The 17,772-nt window shown below is 35.9% G+C and carries 22 protein-coding genes and 2 pseudogenes; 19 read left to right on the top strand and 5 right to left on the bottom strand.

The window, feature by feature from the left end; genetic code table 11:
• Positions 1-568: 568 nt before the first annotated feature.
• The 7 genes from BA724_RS03910 to BA724_RS03875 all read left to right on the top strand — a co-directional run bounded on the left by BA724_RS03910 (position 569) and on the right by BA724_RS03875 (position 7,326).
• Positions 569-1,795 carry a sugar efflux transporter gene (locus tag BA724_RS03910; protein WP_069937382.1) on the top strand — a complete coding sequence of 409 codons (1,227 nt, stop codon included), beginning with the start codon at positions 569-571 and terminating at the stop codon, positions 1,793-1,795.
• 5 nt (positions 1,796-1,800) lie between these two features.
• A complete protein-coding gene (locus BA724_RS03905) occupies positions 1,801-2,268 on the top strand; it encodes a GNAT family N-acetyltransferase (RefSeq protein WP_245676138.1) in 468 nt (155 codons plus the stop codon).
• A gap of 185 nt (positions 2,269-2,453) precedes the next feature.
• Positions 2,454-3,344: a PhzF family phenazine biosynthesis protein gene (locus BA724_RS03900; RefSeq protein WP_069937380.1), complete on the top strand. Its 891-nt coding sequence runs from the start codon at positions 2,454-2,456 to the stop codon at positions 3,342-3,344.
• A gap of 357 nt (positions 3,345-3,701) precedes the next feature.
• A protein-coding gene (locus BA724_RS03890; protein ID WP_141719866.1) for an IS3 family transposase occupies positions 3,702-4,822 on the top strand; the annotation gives its coding sequence in 2 pieces (ribosomal slippage) (positions 3,702-3,951 and positions 3,951-4,822; 1,122 coding nt in all).
• A gap of 497 nt (positions 4,823-5,319) precedes the next feature.
• Complete coding sequence (locus BA724_RS03885; RefSeq protein WP_069937377.1) at positions 5,320-6,123, top strand: phosphotransferase; 804 nt, start codon at positions 5,320-5,322, stop codon at positions 6,121-6,123.
• Between the two features lie 308 nt (positions 6,124-6,431).
• Positions 6,432-6,767 carry an ArsR/SmtB family transcription factor gene (locus BA724_RS03880; RefSeq protein ID WP_069937376.1) on the top strand — a complete coding sequence of 112 codons (336 nt, stop codon included), beginning with the start codon at positions 6,432-6,434 and terminating at the stop codon, positions 6,765-6,767.
• A 37-nt stretch (positions 6,768-6,804) separates the two neighbouring features.
• Complete coding sequence (locus BA724_RS03875; RefSeq protein ID WP_069937375.1) at positions 6,805-7,326, top strand: SRPBCC domain-containing protein; 522 nt, start codon at positions 6,805-6,807, stop codon at positions 7,324-7,326.
• Between the two features lie 146 nt (positions 7,327-7,472).
• Here BA724_RS03875 and BA724_RS03870 read toward each other — a convergent pair whose 3' ends face one another.
• Positions 7,473-7,925 carry a spore coat protein gene (locus BA724_RS03870; protein WP_281181988.1) on the bottom strand — a complete coding sequence of 151 codons (453 nt, stop codon included), beginning with the start codon at positions 7,923-7,925 and terminating at the stop codon, positions 7,473-7,475.
• Between the two features lie 64 nt (positions 7,926-7,989).
• Between BA724_RS03870 and BA724_RS03865 the strand changes: the two genes are divergently transcribed.
• From BA724_RS03865 to BA724_RS03835, 7 genes are all read left to right on the top strand, one after another.
• Positions 7,990-8,226, top strand: coding sequence for a DUF370 domain-containing protein (locus tag BA724_RS03865; protein WP_069937374.1), 237 nt, complete (start codon positions 7,990-7,992; stop codon positions 8,224-8,226).
• Positions 8,227-8,521: 295 nt separating this feature from the next.
• The gene (locus BA724_RS03860; RefSeq protein ID WP_069937373.1) at positions 8,522-8,812 is read left to right on the top strand and encodes a hypothetical protein; all 291 of its coding nucleotides are present in this window, start codon (positions 8,522-8,524) and stop codon (positions 8,810-8,812) included.
• A gap of 509 nt (positions 8,813-9,321) precedes the next feature.
• Positions 9,322-9,711, top strand: a complete 390-nt coding sequence (locus BA724_RS03855) for a barstar family protein (protein WP_169818487.1) — start codon at positions 9,322-9,324, stop codon at positions 9,709-9,711.
• Between the two features lie 128 nt (positions 9,712-9,839).
• Positions 9,840-10,328, top strand: coding sequence for a hypothetical protein (locus tag BA724_RS03850; protein WP_069937371.1), 489 nt, complete (start codon positions 9,840-9,842; stop codon positions 10,326-10,328).
• A gap of 155 nt (positions 10,329-10,483) precedes the next feature.
• Entirely contained in the window at positions 10,484-10,993 is a 510-nt protein-coding gene (locus BA724_RS03845; RefSeq protein ID WP_069937370.1) for a hypothetical protein, read from the top strand.
• 482 nt (positions 10,994-11,475) lie between these two features.
• Positions 11,476-12,252: a PAS domain S-box protein gene (locus tag BA724_RS03840; RefSeq protein WP_069937369.1), complete on the top strand. Its 777-nt coding sequence runs from the start codon at positions 11,476-11,478 to the stop codon at positions 12,250-12,252.
• Between the two features lie 94 nt (positions 12,253-12,346).
• Positions 12,347-12,718 (top strand): nuclear transport factor 2 family protein, encoded by a 372-nt coding sequence (locus tag BA724_RS03835; RefSeq protein ID WP_069937368.1) that lies wholly within the window; start codon positions 12,347-12,349, stop codon positions 12,716-12,718.
• A gap of 315 nt (positions 12,719-13,033) precedes the next feature.
• Here the strand turns inward: BA724_RS03835 and BA724_RS03830 are convergent, their stop codons facing one another.
• From BA724_RS03830 to BA724_RS03815, 4 genes are all read right to left on the bottom strand, one after another.
• Positions 13,034-13,579: a hypothetical protein gene (locus BA724_RS03830; protein ID WP_069937367.1), complete on the bottom strand. Its 546-nt coding sequence runs from the start codon at positions 13,577-13,579 to the stop codon at positions 13,034-13,036.
• Positions 13,580-13,614: 35 nt separating this feature from the next.
• Positions 13,615-13,833 (bottom strand): VOC family protein, encoded by a 219-nt coding sequence (locus tag BA724_RS03825; protein WP_069937366.1) that lies wholly within the window; start codon positions 13,831-13,833, stop codon positions 13,615-13,617.
• A 90-nt stretch (positions 13,834-13,923) separates the two neighbouring features.
• Positions 13,924-14,310 (bottom strand): VOC family protein, encoded by a 387-nt coding sequence (locus tag BA724_RS03820; protein ID WP_069937365.1) that lies wholly within the window; start codon positions 14,308-14,310, stop codon positions 13,924-13,926.
• Positions 14,311-14,384: 74 nt separating this feature from the next.
• The gene (locus BA724_RS03815) at positions 14,385-14,663 is read right to left on the bottom strand and encodes an ArsR/SmtB family transcription factor (protein WP_069937400.1); all 279 of its coding nucleotides are present in this window, start codon (positions 14,661-14,663) and stop codon (positions 14,385-14,387) included.
• Between the two features lie 434 nt (positions 14,664-15,097).
• Here BA724_RS03815 and BA724_RS03810 point away from each other — a divergent pair.
• From BA724_RS03810 to BA724_RS03790, 5 genes and pseudogenes are all read left to right on the top strand, one after another.
• Positions 15,098-15,534, top strand: a pseudogene (locus tag BA724_RS03810) (GNAT family N-acetyltransferase).
• 195 nt (positions 15,535-15,729) lie between these two features.
• Positions 15,730-16,195 (top strand): annotated as a pseudogene (locus tag BA724_RS03805) (GNAT family N-acetyltransferase).
• 258 nt (positions 16,196-16,453) lie between these two features.
• Entirely contained in the window at positions 16,454-16,633 is a 180-nt protein-coding gene (locus tag BA724_RS03800) for a hypothetical protein (RefSeq protein WP_069937363.1), read from the top strand.
• A 136-nt stretch (positions 16,634-16,769) separates the two neighbouring features.
• A complete protein-coding gene (locus BA724_RS03795; RefSeq protein WP_069937362.1) occupies positions 16,770-17,045 on the top strand; it encodes a hypothetical protein in 276 nt (91 codons plus the stop codon).
• Between the two features lie 191 nt (positions 17,046-17,236).
• On the top strand, positions 17,237-17,707 hold the full coding sequence (locus BA724_RS03790; protein ID WP_069937361.1) for a hypothetical protein: 471 nt from the start codon (positions 17,237-17,239) through the stop codon (positions 17,705-17,707).
• The last annotated feature ends 65 nt before the right edge of the window (positions 17,708-17,772 follow it).

The following is a 17,772-nucleotide window of genomic DNA, read 5'->3' as shown; positions in this document are numbered from 1 at the left end:
CCATTGCAAACTCGAAATCCATACACACAATAAAATAAATTGTATCTATAACATCAACATCAAAGACAATCATAATGTCCAAATGGTCAAGTTGACATTGTTGTTTATACTTTTCCCTTTCAATATCGGTAGCAAGTCTAATTCTGTCTGTATCAAAGAAAGATGGGGAATTGATATAGTCTACTTCCTTAAAATTCTAAGACGTCAATAGGTTTTAAGAAATGCAAGGAGATTGTCGAAGAAAATGGTTTATTTGTACGACAGTAAGAAATGAACGAGTGACAGGAGTGCCGATTCCTTGTTGAACTAACGGGTGCTTTAGTAAAAAATGGACATCAAAATGCAATGAGCTTGAAGATACATTTCCCAGCTCATTTTTGTGTGTATTTTTTATTTAGAATGCATAGTCTCTCAGCCTTAACTTGTCTGCGGTTTCCCATGTTCCATGAACACTTGCCAAGGCTGTAGTCAGTGCGTTTAATGGATTCGGGGCAGCTGCAATGCCGCAAATCTACGCCTATGCACAGGAATCTTTCACTGAAAATGAATGTGTTGAAGGAGGTATTTTTTGAATAAGCCAAATCCTTTTTTTATCGTGTGGTCGAATCGGAACTACCGTAATCTGTTAGTGATTATGTTGTTGGCAGGATTGGCTGTTTCTTCAGCTGGCCCGCTCGTCACGCTTTTTTTGACGAAAGAATTAGGTGCTGATCCTTCTGTGGTGGGATTGTTTTACTTAACATCTATTGCCGGCCTATTCATTAATTTGTATACAGGCAAGTTATCTGATCGTCGTTCCACGCGGCTTCCATTTATTAAGTATAGTGCTATTTGGCTGTCAATCGGCTGGATCATCATTAGTTTGTCTCAGCAATCGTGGATGGTTTTTGCTGTTGGAGCTGTATTTCTCAGCTTTCTCGGAACGTTAAATGCCCAGACATTTGGTGTAGTACGGGATGTGATAGCGGCAGAAAAAGAAACCCGCGATGCGACTATTACGAGCATTATTCGAACGGCTTACTCATTCGGGTGGATGATCGGTCCAGCGATTGGTCCGCTTATTGCTAGTCTTATTGGCTACCGCCTTGCCTTTTGGGCAGCTGTTTTGTTCTTTATCGCCATTTTAATTCCACTTAGCCGCCTTCGTATCACAGAAAGATCTCAGTTGGAAAAGGTGAAAATAGAGAATAATAAGAAAGAAAAAAGAAAAGTGAATGGTCCGTTGCTTTTATTTGGCTTTATTTGTACGCTTATGCTAACTGGAGAAGCAGCACGCATTGCGTATTTACCTCTGTTAGCGGTTGATCATTTAGGAATGAGTGTTTTTCAATTTGGTCTGCTGATGTCGGTTGCGCCGCTTACTGAACTATTTATAATGCCTTTATCAGGGATGCTTGCCGACAAATTCGGCCTGAATAAATTACTTTTTGCTGGGATTTTAATTGGCTCATTCGGCTTTTTTCTTTTTGCATCCAGTGAGGCCATTTGGCAGGTTGTGCTTGGACAAATGATGAACGCCTGCTTTATTTCCGTCATATTCGGTCTGTCTGTCACGTATGCGCAGCAACTGATTCCTGGTCAGGCAGGACTGGCCAGCTCCGTCTTTTTCAGCGCCCAATCGGCTTCCTTCATTATAGGCAGTTTAGTAGGAAGCTATGGTGTACATGCCATTGGGCTGCCGTTTATGTTTTATATTCCATCTGTCATTTGTCTGTTCTCGTGTGTATTATTTGTGATCAATGACCGCTTAAAACAACAAGTTCAACCTTATGCTACAGAAAAGGGGACAGGATGATAGTGATACAAATTAAATATGCAACGCCTTCTGATGCGCCGACGATTCACTATTTAATGATAAAAGCATTTGAAGAATATAAAGATGAAGTGCCTCTTTCAAGTGCTTTGGAAGAAACGACCGAATCTATAACAGCTGCCTTAGAGGATGGTGAACAGGCTTTAATTAGTTACATCCACGATGAACCAGTAGGAATGATACGGTTCCGTTTAAAAGAAAATGGCATTTATTTTTATAGACTATCTGTCATTCCAGAGAACCAAGGTAAAGGTATTGCGAAAAAACTACTGAAATCATTAGAAGAACATGCAGAGCAGATTAAAAAGACTAAGGTACTGTGCAAGGTTCGTATGACTGTGCCTAAAAATATTAAATTGTATAATTCACTAGGATACCGTATTTACGATGAAGAACTTGTGTATAAACCAAACGGCATAAATATAAAAGTTGTATCAATGATGAAGCAGCTTTAATAGAGTATTGTTGCTCAACTGTTCGTCCATATGAATAAGCAACGTTGCTCATACTTTAAGCAGTAGTTCACTGATACTGTTGAGCAAGACAGGATAAGAACAATTAAATATATAGTTGTTATGTAAATTACAAACATTTAAGATACAATAAACTGGAAGATTTTCACGAGCCAAGGGGGGTTATTTTGGTAAAGGTGGATGTAAAACATATTGATGCGTTTAGCCCGGTTCCTGAGAAAGGGAATCCAGCCGGCGTTGTATTAAACGGTGATGATTATACAGAAAAGCAGATGTTAGCCATTGCAGAAGCAATAGGGTTTAACGAAACAGCTTTTGTTGTTTCTTCTAATGTAGCTGACTTTCGTATTCGTTATTTCACACCTGGGCATGAAATAAATTTATGCGGTCATGCAACAATGGGGACAGTGTACGCTTTAAGAATGAATGGCTTGCTGGAACAGTCACATTTTACAATTGAAACAAATGCAGGTTTGCTGCCAATACATGTCCATGAAGAACATAATCAATTACTGATTACCATGCAGCATGCAAAACCCGAGTTTCAACCATTTAAGGGTTCAAGATCTGATTTAGCAGCATCCATCGGATTAAGGGAAAAAGATTTACATACTACGTATCCAATTGTTTATGGCAGTACAGGAATTTGGACGTTGATTATACCGATTAAAGAGTTAGCAAGCTTTGAGAAAATGAATCCAGTGACAGAAAACTTTCCGAGAGTTTTAACAGAAATGCCAAAGGTTTCTTTACACCCTATCTGTTTTGAAGTTCGTGATGATGAGAATGATATGCACGCCCGTCACTTTTCATCTCCTTATTCGGGTACAATTGAAGATGCTGTTACAGGAACAGGTTCAGGCGTAATGGGAGCGTATTATAAAACCTTTGTGAACAAGGATATGGCATTACCAGCGACGCTTATAGTGGAACAAGGGCACGAAATCAATAGGGACGGACGAGTATACGTGCACGTAAAAGAAGAATTTGAGCAATTAGATATCTCTATTTCTGGTACGGCTGTCTATGTTAAGAGCATTGAAGTTGAAATAGAATAAGTATACATATAAGGGCTGGACGTTCGATAACTGAGTTAAACAACTTTATTATTATCCAACAGAGTAGGCTCATGATTATCATGAGCCTACTTTATAATAAGAACTGATGGCAATAAATGCGCTAACAAGGATGAGCTGGCAAACAAAAAACTTAAAGTGATTCACGTATTGAATTGCTCCTGTTCTGTAGGTGTCTTGTGTCTAAATTATAGGTTTTTTCGAAAAATAACAAGTAGCTTACTAGTCAACAGTACGTCCATAAAGGTGATCTGCAGCAGCTTGGAACGTCTACACTTATCTGGACAGAAAAATTAAGGTTACGTACACTTGACCTAAAACAGATGAGGAGCTCCAATCATGACAAAGCGAGAACGCCGCACATTCACGCCCGAGTTTAAAAAACAGATGGTGCAGTTGTACCAGAATGGAAAAACGAAACGAGCCATTATTAATGAATATGATCTGACTCCGTCATCTCTTGACCGCTGGATTCAACAGGATGAAACCTCCGGTTCTTTTAAAGAGAAAGACAACCGGTCTTCTGAACAGCAGGAGCTTTTAAAACTCCGCAAAGAAAATAAGCAACTATTAATGGAGAATGATATTTTAAAGCAAGCAGCGCTGATCATGGGACGAAAGTAAATGTCATCAAGAGAAACCAAGACAAATACTCGGTATCAGCAATGTGCAGCGTCCTAAAAATCTCACGGAGTACGTACTATTATGAGGCCAGGGAACGTCAGTCAGAAGACGATGTAACAGGCGCTGTCATAGAGATTTTTAAACAAAACCGAAGTGCCTACGGCACGCGCAAGATCAAAGTCCAACTGTACAAGCGTGGATTTACGGTTTCTAGAAGACGTATTGGCCGTATTATGAAGGAACAAGGGCTTGTTTCCTCCTATACGGTGGCACAGTTCAAACCGCAGAAAGCCCCCTGTAATGAGTCAGCTCAAGCAAATGAATTGAAACGTGAGTTTCAGCAGACAGAAGCGAAAAAAGTGGTCGTCAGTGATTTAACATACGTCAAAGTCAAAAACAAATGGCATTACGTATGTATCTTTGTCGATCTCTTTAACCGCGAAATCATTGGCTTCAGTACAGGGCCAAACAAAGATGCGAACCTTGTCACACGGGCCTTTTCTTCTATCCAGGGTGACCTGCGAGATATCCAGCTGTTCCACACCGACCGTGGCAGCGAGTTTAAAAACCAGCTAATTGATGAGACATTAGCTACTTTCAACATTGGCCGGTCTCTCAGTATGAAAGGCTGTCCATATGACAATGCCGTGGCGGAAGCCACGTTCAAAATCATTAAAACGGAGTTTGTTCGTCAAATGAGATTTGATAGTTTAAATCATCTCACACTTGAATTCAGTGATTACGTTAACTGGTTCAACAAGCTACGCATTCACGGAACACTAGGCTATGTAAGCCCCGTGGAGTTTAGAGAAATGTCCCTTAAAAAAGTTGTTTGAATTAGTGTTGACATTCCAGCTTGGGTTTAATTACTGATAGGCTGAACTGTTAAGTAAAAGGCGTTTTCGATAACTGGGTTAAAGAAAGGCTCATTCAAGGATAAGATAGATTTTCTTACTTAACTAAGGGAGCAGAATAGTTGAAGAAGATAAAAGATTTTTATTCGAAAAATTCCCAACACTCTAATAAAGGTTGTTGTCTATTACTAATAACGCATGTATGATTAAGACAGAGATGTAATGGAAGGGGAATTAAGATTCTACATGTTGCAAACCCTATGATGAATAAATAATAAAAATAAATAGTTACTTTTCCCATAATTTTTTATGGGAGTAGTATGTCTATTGATTTGAATTAAAATCATTTGGGGGATACGTAGTGTGGACAATTAAATTCCCATTACTAAGCAGATACAATTGTATATCTGCTTTTATTTATGGGTAAAAATACATCTCTATTGACACAATCATAACGTCCCTAAACTGGGGGAAATTTAATGAAAAGTCAGAACGAAAACGAAGAAATGCTAACAGGAGGGAATGTCTCAAACGTATATCGTTCGGGAGATACTGTTCGACGAGACTTAAAGGAAGACAGTCCTAAAATTCATAAATTATTAAAACATTTGGAGAACAAAGGTTTTAATTGTTCACCTAAGTTTTTAGGTATTGATGAGAAAGGAAGAGAGATATTATCATTTATTGAAGGTGAAGCAGGTAATTATCCTTTAAAAGGATATATGTTGTCAAATGACGTTTTAAAAGAAATAGCGAAGATGCTTCGTCTTTATCATGAGGCAGTAAGTGATTTTCCATTATTGGATGAGTTTAAACCAGTCGATAATACTCCGCAAAAAGCAGAGGTATTATGCCATAATGACTTTGCTATATATAACATTATTTTCAACTGTGAAAAACCGGTGGGCATCATTGACTTTGATGTTGCTGGACCTGGTCCGAAAATTTGGGATATAGCCTATACGCTGTATACATGCTTGCCATTAAGCAGGTTTTATCCTGCTGAAACAGAGCAGGAGGTCCACTATGTTCCCTATGATCCTTCATTACATGCCAGTCTCATAAAGAAGAGATTAACATTGTTTTTTGAAGCCTACGGTGAGGAAATGCCACGGAATTTTTTGGAAATAGTATTATTGCGATTAGAAGGGCTATGTAAGACGATAACAAGGAAAGCGAATGAAGGTGATTTGGCTTTTCAGAAAATGATAGATGAAGGACATTCTGCACATTACCAGAACGAAATTAAATTCATTCGTGAACATGGAAAAGAGTGGATTTAAGGATAGGTTTTGTTGAACTAACGAGTGCAAGAGTTTAAAAACCGGCTGCTGTTCCAGCCGGTCTTTTTTCTTCCTCAACTAACGCAGCAGGTCAGTTGAAGAAAGTAATGAAATATAAAAGCTTTAAATAACACATAAATGCAAAAAAAGGATTTCTATTTTCCTCATGGGGGATCTGTTGTTATTAGTACAACTTTTTAACAATATTCCTTTGAGGGAATACTCCCTTTTGTGTATAATTAAATCACACAGAAGATTATTTACATCATGAACGTTGAAGATTTATGGATAAGGAGTGGGTTCCAACTATGGATATAACAACATTGAGTGCTCTTGCTGAACCCAATCGTTTTAAAATGGTGGAATTACTGAAAGGAGGACCGCTTACTGTAGGAGAAATTGCCGACTGGTTAGCTATACGCCAGCCTCAAGCATCGAAACACCTTCGTGTACTAAGCGAGGCAGGAATCGTTGAAGTTGAAGTGAATGCCAACCGGCGCATCTATAGACTGAAGTCGCAGCCATTTGAAAGTTTGGATGCATGGCTGGATTCTTATCGCCATCTTTGGGAAGAAAGGTTCAATCGTTTGGATGCTTATTTGGAAGAGATAAAAGCTGAAGTGAGCAATAAAAAAGACGTTTGATGGATGATCTAATAATAAACCCTGGGGGGAAATTAATATGACAACTCAATCAAACAGCTTGACTTCGCATACAGATGGGAAAGTTCTAGTAGTGGAGCGTACATTTAATGCAACACGAGAACTTGTCTTTAAAGCTTTCTCGGAATCAGAGCGATTAGAGAAATGGTGGGGACCACAAGGGTGGGAGACCAAAAACCTTCAATTTGAATTTAAGACCAATGGCGTTTGGCATTATTGTATGACCTGTGTAGATAAAGAGCAGGGGGACTTTTATGGTCAGAAGTCTTGTGGAAAAGGAATCTATCATGAAATCGTCGAACCTGAGAAAATTGTCTATACAGATTTATTTGTTGATGATCAAGGAAATGCGGTTCAAGATATGCCAGAATTATTAATTACAATGAATTTCGTTGAGCAGGAAGGGAAGACGATGGTTATTACCCGTACTGAATTCGCTTCCGAGGAGGCGCTTCAGCAAGTAGTCGGAATGGGTGTAGTCGAAGGCGTATCATCCCAATACGAACGCTTGGATGCTTTGTTAGAAGAACAATTAGCTTAACTATTATAAAGACAAATCTTTGGCTCCAGCATAATGGTAACCCTCTTATTCGACTAACGTAGCGTTGATCTCAAAGGATTAACGCTTTTTTTGTTGAACTTATTAAACTAACGGAGCAGGATAGTTAAAGAAGGAATGGTAATATATCAGCGCTTCAAAGGAGCATTGGCATTTTTCAAATCGTTGGCAAGTAGCTGATCTAAATGATACGCCGGGTAATAGCTTCTCTCTAGCATAAAATTAAACACGTTGGCGTGTAACTTGATCGCTTTTTGTAATTGGCTCTGGAATCTTTCACGCAGAGACGAGGTCGCTGTTTCCGTAATAGCGCCCGCATAGTTACATAAGGCATTTTTTGCAAATATCAGTAGCTTTCCCACATAAAAGGCGGTCAAGTCCACTCCTATCAGCTTAGAGCTATACATTTCATGGTTGTCGCTATGCATCATTGGAATCGGTGCTTTTTCATAAAAAGGAAGTAAGTCAAGCAAGCGTATTTTGCACAAGGCTACGGATAGTCTCCATATATAGACCTCGCAGGTCGAGTCCTGTATGTTTGCAAGCTGCATTTTGAATTCAGTTAGATAATTGGCTGTCATGGCCACTATCTCATGCAACTCCAGCGTTTTATGACAAGCCAAGTGTAAAGAAGGGATTATTTCCGTGGGGTACGAGAACTTCATTCCAAAAAACATGATCAATTCCATCAATGTGCCAAAATCAAGACCAATGATGAAGTTCATTAAAGAAATGAGGATGAATGATAAGAATAAAATCATTGATGCGTCCAAGGGGGAAACAACAAACTCCTTCATTATGTTAGATGGCGGGTTTCTGATTCTGTCTCATTTGCAGACGGGAACCATTGCCAAACGAATAATGGAAGAAGAGGTATTCTGAGAAATCCTTTTTTTCTTTGCAGAAGGATCTGTTAAACCTTACTATTGATTTTTAGCAAAAAATAAAATGAAGCACATTCAGACGGTGTATTTCTTAAAAACAGCAATATACGTGGTGTATAAAATATTAAACGCTTTGTCTTCTGAATATTTTTAACGAAAAAGGGAATGAAACTAACACACTTGTATTTTTTTGATAAAAGACTAGGTGGAGGAGTTAATTTAAAATGGATCAATAAGACAAGTAGACCGGGTCAATAATTTTCATCTATTAACTTTAAAAGGGGAAGAATAAAATGACTGAGAAGACACCACTAGCTGCAGTTAAAGAATTTTATGGTGACAACTTTAAAATTACAGAACTTTGGAATTCAGGGGAAGATGAATCTAAGGAAGGTGACTACACCTATCTTCTAGTAGATCAAACTGAAGAAGTTCACCTTGTAACGGTTCTTAAATTATCAGATGATAACTATACGCTAGAGAAAGAACAAACCAGAAAATACTCAAAGACAGACATGTTCGAATCAATGGTAGGACTGGTTAAAACTCTAAGAAACGGACTTAACACATCAGAGATAAAATGAAATAACAAATAAACAATAAAGTGTTTTCAATTTAAATGAAAATCAAAGCAACATAAATAGAATTATGTTGTATTGAGAACGCCCTGGATCTTTAGAATTTGGGGCGTTTTTTTGATTTGAGTGCAATTTTTCTGGTGATTCAAATCAATGTGCTGCAAGTGCAGGTTTTCATGTTATTACACCTCAAGAATTAGAAGCAATTAGTGATGGATTAATGGTTGATGGTGAGTTTTTATGTCCAATGCTGGTTTGGACAGATAATTTTGGAGTCCCTACTCTTGCTTATGTTTTTCCAGGTAGACGAAATCCAGTAAGGCTCGTAAGAACACCATCTGTATTATGTCCAGCTTATACTATCTGTGCAGGTCCAATAGAAATAGAATAAGTTTAATTACAGTAGCTTTTCCTTTAAAAAGGAGTTGCACTTTTTTATTAAACTAATGGAGCAGGTTAGTGGAATAAGGGACTATGATAAAATAGAAAAAAACAGTGTGGTTAGAGGTGCCAGTATGAACAAAGTTTTCATCATTGATGGAGAGAATTTTTCTAATTTTAAGGGGTTTTGTAAGGAATTTTCGAATGTGATTCTCTCTGGAAAATATGAATGGAACGAAAGTCTAGATGCGTTTAATGATATTTTGTGTGGTGGTTTTGGAGATATAGAATTTGGAGAAGAATACACAATTATTTGGAGAAATTCTGTTAAATCAAAAAGAGATTTAGGATACAGAGAAAACTTTATTAAACTGAATGAGATATTGAAAAATTGCCATCCAACTAATAAAGAAAGCGTCATTCAAGAAATAAGAGATGCAAAGATGAACAAAGGTTCAACTATATTTGACTGGATAGAAGAAATCATCTTTGATAACGAAAATATAACACTGATTATAGAGTAATTCTTCTTCAGCTACGGGGACTTATATTGAAGAACGGAAGGTGCTGCGGCATCTCTTTTTTATTGAATTAAAGAGTAGAGCGTCTACATTTATCTGGACAGAAAAATTAAGTTGAAAGGTGGGAAGTAATGAACACCATTTTAGAGGATTTTTTAGGGCTTAAAGAAATATTAAACGTGTTCAATGGAATCGAAAAAAAATACAACTGGTTACTAACTGACTTAGATTGGTGTTATCCTGAACACCATTTTGATTACTTTGAAGACTTTCGAATATTTAGCGGTAGTGATAACTGCCTTAATAGCTACTGGATTACAGGCGAAAACTTAACAAAATTAGCTAATGATAACGAAGTATATTTTATATGGGGTGTATTTTCGGCGTTTGAAAAAAACCAGACAATTGATTTAGATGAGATTAAAGAAGAACCATATGCTGATGGAAATCCAAATTTTTGGTGTGAAAACCCTGAAATCCAGCATCCAAAGGCAATCGTTGAATTGGTATTTTGGGACTCTTCATTAATTCTGCTTCTTAGCAAAGATAATACTCTATCTGTAAATTTTAGAAATACTTTTGAAGGCTGGAAAGATTTAAGTTCCTTCAATCGTTCGTAAGCCTTGTTCAACTAATGGGGGCTTTTGTTTAATATCTCGGCTGTGGCTGTCATTTCGGCAGCCTTTTCTTATTCAGTTAACGTGCAGGTTAGTTGAATAAGAAATGATAAAATGGTCTAAAATTATTACTCCATTATGAAAAGGTGAATTTGTTTATGCTCGGAATTAAAAATTACAATCCTAAAATGTATACTAACCCATCTAATATCATAGAAGACCACAGAACTAAACTTGAAGCTCTGATTGGTAAAAATGTAAAAGAAATATGGATTGTTTGGGCGCAAGATGAAGATGAATGGTTTAACGATTGTCCTGTTATTATCTGTTTTGAAGATGGCCAATTAGAATTATGTGCATATAAAACAAACGAATACGCTATTACGTTTGATAAAATCCTTGTTTCCCAAGATCTTTCTTGGTATGGATCAGATTTAAAAATTAATTGGGAAAAGAACAAGCTAGAAGAACTCAATTTTGCTATTGGTAAAAGAGTGATTGGGATTGAAATTATTGAAAGACGTGAAACAAACGCATCGGATTATTATTTAGCTGGTATAGGGCTTCACTTGAATGATGGATATTTCGCCATATGTAATGGATTCGATGAGAATCTAATAATCAAAAAAAGAGAAGAAGGACCAAATTTCAAGCACAAAATTATCTGAGAGACATAAATATTCTTCAATTAATGGGTGCAAGAGTTTAAGAGCCGGCTGCTGTTCTAGCCGGTCTTTTTTCTTCTTCAACTAAAGGGGCAGGTTAGTTGAAGAAGGAAACGTGATAAAATAGGTAAATGACATACTTAAACAGGTGAAAATATTGGACAATATATTAAAACAACTAACTGAAATTAAAAAACGAATTAGATAAGCCATTTCCATATAGAGATATGGACAAAATACAAGATGATTTTCAAACAGTGTTTTTAAATTTATCAGATGAAGAAGACTGTCTAGTGGGTGATATATTTATAAAAAAATTACACCCTGAGATATGGTTAAAACCTAACCACAGTTTGTTTTACTACTTAGAAATTTTTTATGAATTTTAATTTTGTATTGCTATTTTGGTAAACAGATAAAATGGTAAAATGTCATTAAGTTTCTTTTTATAACGTGAGTAATCAATCAAGGGAGTGACCACAATAATGAGCGAACATAAGAAAAAAGATGTCTTTAATTTTTACAGCGATGATTTATTTCGCCAAATCGTTGATAATACATTTGAAACGACGGTTCTACATGCCGATTATAAAGTTGTTTATATAAATGAAACAGGAGCAAGGCTGCTCGGAGCCAGTAGTGAGGAACTACTGGGAGCTAATGTTCTAGACATCTTCTTAGAAGAGTCAAAAGAAGCAATTCGAGAAAGGGTTCGATGTGCCTTAGAAGAACAAAAGGCTGGTGAGCTAATTGAAGAAACCATTCAGTCCTTAAATGGAACTCAATATGAAATAGAATTATACTGTCATCCTTTTGAATTTAAAGGAGAAAGAGCCGTTCTTTCTGTGTTCAGAGACATTAGTGAGAGAAAAGAATTGCAAAGACAATTAAAAAATAAGATAAATGAATACTCAACACCTATTGTCCCTTTATTAGACGGTATCTCTGTTATTCCATTGGTGGGTAACATTGATGAGGATAAAGCAGGGATGCTTATTGAAAATTTACCTTCACAAATCAAGAGATACCAGGATACAAGACATATTATTGTTGATTTTTCGGGTATTTACAATATAGATGAAGTGGTCATTGAATTTTTGTTTAAAATTGAAGGGATTATGAAATTACTTGGAATTAGCCCTATTATTACTGGCATAAGACCTGAATTAGCTACAAATGTAGTTAGAATGGGGAGAAACCTGTCAAATATGAGGACCGAGAGTACAGTTAAGAAGGCTTTAATTTCTTTACAGGTTAAATGATTGAAAATACACAGTGGGATAACAAGTATAGATGACCATAGAATCGGGTGCAAAATTTACCTTGCAAATGACAGAATAAAAAAGAGATACGAACATGGAAAGTCAGCTCTCTTTAAAAAATCACTTGCTACATCTTGAACAAAAATTGTTAAAGCCTGAGATACGTACATCGCGACAAGAACTTACAAAGCTACTGGCAGATGGTTTTTTCGAACTTGGCAGCTCAGGTCATATTTGGTACAGAAAAGACGGTATTAGTGAAGAAGGTATTGGTGTAGTAAAGATGACCTTATATAATTTTGATATACACCAGTTATCAAGCGATTCAGTATCAGCTACATATCGAACGTTTAATGAAGAAACAATGCAGCATATCTTACGTAGTTCGATCTGTAAATTTAAAGACGAAAGATGGCAAATGTTTTTTCATCAAGGTACGAAAACAAAAGATAGACAGCGGTTTTAATCTACTTAATAACAGCTTTAGAGTATTTAGGGATGATGGCTAAAAAGCCTGTCGTGTGAATCTTTTTCACAGGGTTTTATGTATCTGTTAGTATTAGGAACTGGAAAACAGATACGGTTTGAGCAACTCTAATCTTTGTGATCGCTGCTCAAAAATTTGATGAAAAATGAAGCTGTGTCACTATGGCGGCCTTAATATTCGTGTTCATTCATCATGCAATGTTGTTTTTTAAAAGTACATTACAATAAGTTTAAAAATTAAAAAGCTGAAGACACTCATATCTTCAGCTACCTTTATAATTTTGAAATAGCTGAACTACTTCCATATATCCATATACTTTTTTTTATACTTTTTGTCGTCAACCGTAGCAATCAAATCTATAGCCGTTTGTTTGATAGCCTCATCATTGAAATGGTCATATAAATTTCTCATATTTTTAAGGATGTCATTACGAATTAAAGTAAAATTCTTTTCATCTGTTCCATTGTTAAAACGTTCAACCATAAATTTCATAACCATTTTTTTGGGGGGCGTACCAGCAATTCCAACCTTCCATATAGACTGTAGGCTATGTCTAGCTGTTACAAACTTTTCATCTTTTGTTACTTCCCACAACTTAGGGAAATCTTTCATAATTCTCATCTCTGGATCGCTTTTAGCTAGATTGGCTAAATATTGTGCTGCACGAGAGCGTTGATGGTTATCTTTATGAGTTAAGTCCTCTAATAGTTGATTCCATACTTCATACGCCCAATCAACTTTTTGATCAGTTGCATTTAAAATATTTTGATAAGCTTCATAACGCTCATCCTTATCGCCTGATTTTGATTTTTCAAATTCCAATTTCATTTGACTATCCATTTTTACATCACCTAATTTCCAAGCAAAAATCAAATTTATTTATTTTTTAGTAAATTTAATTGCCATGAGACTCCAAATTTATCATCTACCCAATAATACTTCACACATACATGGGTATCAGTAGTTGGTAAAACAGTTCCATCCTGATTATGCAAAACATTAATTTTCTCAGAATTATCAAAACTAGATGTATACAAATCCATTGCTTGTTCTGCGTTTCCTTTAAACATTAAAAAAGCAGTAACTTTCTGCATTTTTATCTTCTTTTAACCTTTAGTTTTTTTCTTTCATTTATCAAGCATATTAAACATGATAGTCCATTCATTTTCTACTTCGTCATGAAATTACTGCTGTATTATCTGAATAAGGTTGCCGCAAGTATCGTCGAAGACAGCTATTGTGATTTCGCCCATTTCTGTAGGCTCCATAGTAAACTGCACGCCTTTTTCCACTAATCGTTTATACTCTTTTTGAATATCTGCAACCCCAAACATTGTTACTGGTATGCCATCGTCAAATAACTTCTGTTGATACTCTTTTGCGGCTGGGTGTTCATTCGGTTCAAGTAAAAGCTCAGTTCCGGCTTGTTCATCTGGAGAAACAAGCGTTATCCATCTATGTTCTCCTGTGGGAACGTCATGCTTTTTAACAAATCCCAACGTTTCTGAATAAAATTCTAATGCCTTTTCCTGGTCTTCTACGAAAATACTAGTAATAATGATTTTTAACATTTTTTGGCCTCCTTTGATATTTGCAATGTATGGTTTCTTTAGTAAAACTCATACAGTGATCATTCGTTATAAAATTAATCTATCCATCCTTTCAGCAAATTTTTAAGTGGTTCTTTGTTGAAAATAAGTACTCGATATTTTCCATTTCGTTTTGATATGATGAGCCCAGCAGCTTCCAATGCAGAGAGATGTTTAGCTATCGCCTGCCGTGAAATGGTAAGGTTGTGTTTCATAATGAGTCGTGCCGTAAGTTCATACAAAGTTAGCTCGTTACGTTCGGATATCTCGTCTAATATAACCCGCCGAGTCGAATCACTAAGTGCTTTAAATATAGCGTCTTTATCCCAATTCATATATCGATTATATGCAACTTTTAGGTTGCGTGTCAAACATAAGTAACTAAAAGGTTGCATAACAAACATATCCAATTATTAATCTTACTCAGCTTAATGAAATAATACTTGCTTGGACGCCTTCTTCGTACAATTTAAGTCCAATCTTTAATAAAGCTGCTTAAATATGAATATCTTTGCTGCGTATTATCGGTCTACTGTTGAGCAGTAAAATTGAATGCAACATAAATGCAATTGTGTTGTATTAACTAGAAAGGGCTTAAGGGATTTATCAGTTCCTTAAGCCTTTTATTGAAGTTGTTCTTATTTGTACCGTTTTTAGGACCGTTAACTATTGGGATTAAAAAGAAAAGGAAACTTATATATCCAATTAAAAGTTGTTTGTGGTAAAAATAAGTAGAAAGAACAATGATCCTTTAAAGGGAGGCGTTTAATTGGATACTTTAACAGTTAAAGAACTTAAATCGCATAATGACATTATTAAAGCATTTCCAGTTGTGAAACAATTACGAACACATCTAACTGAGATTCTTATGTTGAGTTGGTGAAAGACGCACAAGAGAATGATCGTTACAAGATTTTAGCGCTATCTGATAAGGATGATATTGTGGCGGTAATTGGTTTTAAGCCGATGATCACTTTATATTATGGCCGATTTGTTTGGGTGTGTGATTTAGTTACAGATGCTAAACGACGTTCTAACGGGTATGGAGAAAAACTGCTTACATATGTACATGAATGGGCCAAAAAAAATAATTATGAAAGTGTTGCCCTGTCTTCAGGTTTACAACGGTTGGATGCTCACCGTTTTTATAAAGAAAAAATGAATTATGACAAGGTAAGTTATGTTTTTAAAAACTCTTTAGAATAAGCAAGAAAGTTATAAATGTATTTTAATGCAACATAAAGGGTATTAAGTTGCTTTGGAGACTCCTCAGACCTTTAGAATCTGTGGAGTTTTTATATAGATAGTGTAAAGCTTGCACTGTATGAATTGCTGCGTGGCAAGCGGGTTTAAGAAAGAATGATAAAATCTAAAAAACACTTGTATAAAAGGAGTAGTAACATGAATATTAGGAAAATCAATGAAAGTGAGAAACCTCCAATGGAATTGTTGTTATTAGCTGATCCTTCGAAAATGATTGTTGAGAATTATGTTAATAGGGGTGAGTGTTTTGTAGCTGAAAGCGAAGAGCAAATTATTGGAGTGTACGTATTGCTTCCTACAAGACCAGAGACCGTAGAGTTAGTAAATATAGCAGTTTCGGATAATCAGCAGGGTAAAGGAATTGGAAAACAGTTAGTGAATGATGCTGTTCAAAAAGCAAAATCAAAAGGTTATAAAACAATTGAAGTTGGCACTGGGAATTCAAGCATAGGGCAGCTTTCTCTTTACCAAAAGTATGGTTTTAGAATTATTGGTGTTGATATAGACTTTTTCGTTAGACACTATCCAGAAGAGATTTTTGAAAATGGGATACATTGCAGGGATACATTGCAGGGATATGGTTCGATTATCTCAAGATTTATAATTTACATAAAAACTTTCTTCAACTAAGGCACTTTTTGTTTGGGAAATATGAAGCATAAGTTTTGGATTATGAATGCAACAAAAAGTAAATTATGTTGTATTGAGAACGCCCTGGATCTTTACAATCTAGGGGCGTTTTTTCGATTTGAGTGCAATCACGAGGAAATTTTTATAATGTGTCTTATTGAACTAACGAAGCAGTATAGTGGAAGAAGAAATGCTAATATACAGTTAAATAAAGTTCTTGGAGGTCTTCGTAATGAAGAAACCAGTAGGAGTTCAAATACAGGGTTCTATTTATGCAAGCGACGGTAAAGATTTAGGAAATAATCAGTTTTTAGATGCCTTTATTGAGTTCACTGAAAGTAAGGGCTGGAGTTTCGGTGGAGGTAGTTTCCAGATAGATGAAGAAGGCAAAAAGATAGATGATATTGACTAAGTACTTCTTTAAATAACGGGTGCGAGAGTTTAGGAATAGGCTGTTGTTCCAGACAGTCTTTTTCCCCTCAACTAAAGGAGCAGATTAGTTGCATAACCGGCGAGCAGAATATTTTATTTTTGGGAGATGACTTTTGATGTTAAAAGATGTTTGTGATTGCGAATTTACCAATTCATTTAAACTAGAAGCAGATTTTGTAGCTGACCCTATTTGGTGCAACATATGTGGTTGGAATCTCGATATTGATGACTTTCCTTTGACAGATAATCTTAAAGATGAATTATATCAATGGACTAAACAATATAAGAAAATCCCAATAAATGAACACAATGAAATCGGGCAAAATCTTACTGGAAAAGTGCAAGAAGAATTAGGTACAGAATATAGAATCATACTTATACCTGACAAGTAATAACTCTCAGATGGGCGAGGAGTTACTAACGGGCAGGGTGAAATGGAGTTGTTTTTTTAGTTAACTGGGGCTTTTGTTTAATATCTCGACTGTTATTTCGGTAGCTTTTCTTATTCAGCTAACGGAGCAGTTTAGTTGAAGTAAAATACGCTAAAATTAAAACAAATTATTCTTGAACGGTGGATTAAAAAATGCTGAATTTGTCGGAGAAGTTGGCTGCATATCAACTTGGATTGGGAATAGGGTATTTTAAACTGCCTAAAGTAGTTGAATGGGTTGATTTAACGATATTACAATTGGAATCTTCTGAAATTCCTTATCAATTGTACGAAGTTTCGTTATCGAGTAATAAAAAAATAGATGACGTTATCAGCCTTTTAAATGAAATAACAAGAGGAAATCACATAGATATTGCATCGAAAGTTATATTAGGTCTCCTGTACAAATCATTTGCGAAAAAAGAACTCGAAATTCATCAAGTGATTACTTCGATTTATAGATTAGCTTGGGAACGAAATATTGAAGATGATATATTTTCAAAAATAAATGAATTAGACGCTGAATATGAAATGGCTATGGATGGATATGGAGATATGCGAAGGGTGAAAAAAGAAATACATGAATTTTTAGAGAGATATGAAATGTATGGTGAGTTAATGTAGTGCTTGTTGAACTAACGGGGACTTTCGTATTATAAGGTCAACCAGTTTTTACTGGTTGACCTTTT

Source organism: Domibacillus iocasae, assembly GCF_001750285.1.
GTDB lineage: Bacteria > Bacillota > Bacilli > Bacillales > Domibacillaceae > Domibacillus > Domibacillus iocasae.
The sequence above is the reverse complement of the archived record's forward strand: the minus strand, read 5'-3'. Positions and strand labels throughout refer to the sequence as shown.

Bases quoted from the DNA above. Each gene is read 5' to 3' on its own strand.
- BA724_RS03855 (WP_169818487.1), top strand. From the start codon at position 9,322: ATGAACAAAGTTTTCATCATTGATGGAGAGAATTTTTCTAATTTTAAG.
- BA724_RS03880 (WP_069937376.1), top strand. From the start codon at position 6,432: ATGGATATAACAACATTGAGTGCTCTTGCTGAACCCAATCGTTTTAAA.
- BA724_RS03795 (WP_069937362.1), top strand. From the start codon at position 16,770: ATGTTAAAAGATGTTTGTGATTGCGAATTTACCAATTCATTTAAACTA.
- BA724_RS03885 (WP_069937377.1), top strand. From the start codon at position 5,320: ATGAAAAGTCAGAACGAAAACGAAGAAATGCTAACAGGAGGGAATGTC.
- BA724_RS03825 (WP_069937366.1), bottom strand. From the start codon at position 13,833: ATGCAGAAAGTTACTGCTTTTTTAATGTTTAAAGGAAACGCAGAACAA.
- BA724_RS03830 (WP_069937367.1), bottom strand. From the start codon at position 13,579: ATGGATAGTCAAATGAAATTGGAATTTGAAAAATCAAAATCAGGCGAT.
- BA724_RS03850 (WP_069937371.1), top strand. From the start codon at position 9,840: ATGAACACCATTTTAGAGGATTTTTTAGGGCTTAAAGAAATATTAAAC.
- BA724_RS03845 (WP_069937370.1), top strand. From the start codon at position 10,484: ATGCTCGGAATTAAAAATTACAATCCTAAAATGTATACTAACCCATCT.
- BA724_RS03820 (WP_069937365.1), bottom strand. From the start codon at position 14,310: ATGTTAAAAATCATTATTACTAGTATTTTCGTAGAAGACCAGGAAAAG.
- BA724_RS03790 (WP_069937361.1), top strand. From the start codon at position 17,237: ATGCTGAATTTGTCGGAGAAGTTGGCTGCATATCAACTTGGATTGGGA.
- BA724_RS03870 (WP_281181988.1), bottom strand. From the start codon at position 7,925: ATGACAGCCAATTATCTAACTGAATTCAAAATGCAGCTTGCAAACATA.
- BA724_RS03840 (WP_069937369.1), top strand. From the start codon at position 11,476: ATGAGCGAACATAAGAAAAAAGATGTCTTTAATTTTTACAGCGATGAT.
- BA724_RS03860 (WP_069937373.1), top strand. From the start codon at position 8,522: ATGACTGAGAAGACACCACTAGCTGCAGTTAAAGAATTTTATGGTGAC.
- BA724_RS03875 (WP_069937375.1), top strand. From the start codon at position 6,805: ATGACAACTCAATCAAACAGCTTGACTTCGCATACAGATGGGAAAGTT.
- BA724_RS03800 (WP_069937363.1), top strand. From the start codon at position 16,454: ATGAAGAAACCAGTAGGAGTTCAAATACAGGGTTCTATTTATGCAAGC.
- BA724_RS03835 (WP_069937368.1), top strand. From the start codon at position 12,347: ATGGAAAGTCAGCTCTCTTTAAAAAATCACTTGCTACATCTTGAACAA.
- BA724_RS03815 (WP_069937400.1), bottom strand. From the start codon at position 14,663: ATGAATTGGGATAAAGACGCTATATTTAAAGCACTTAGTGATTCGACT.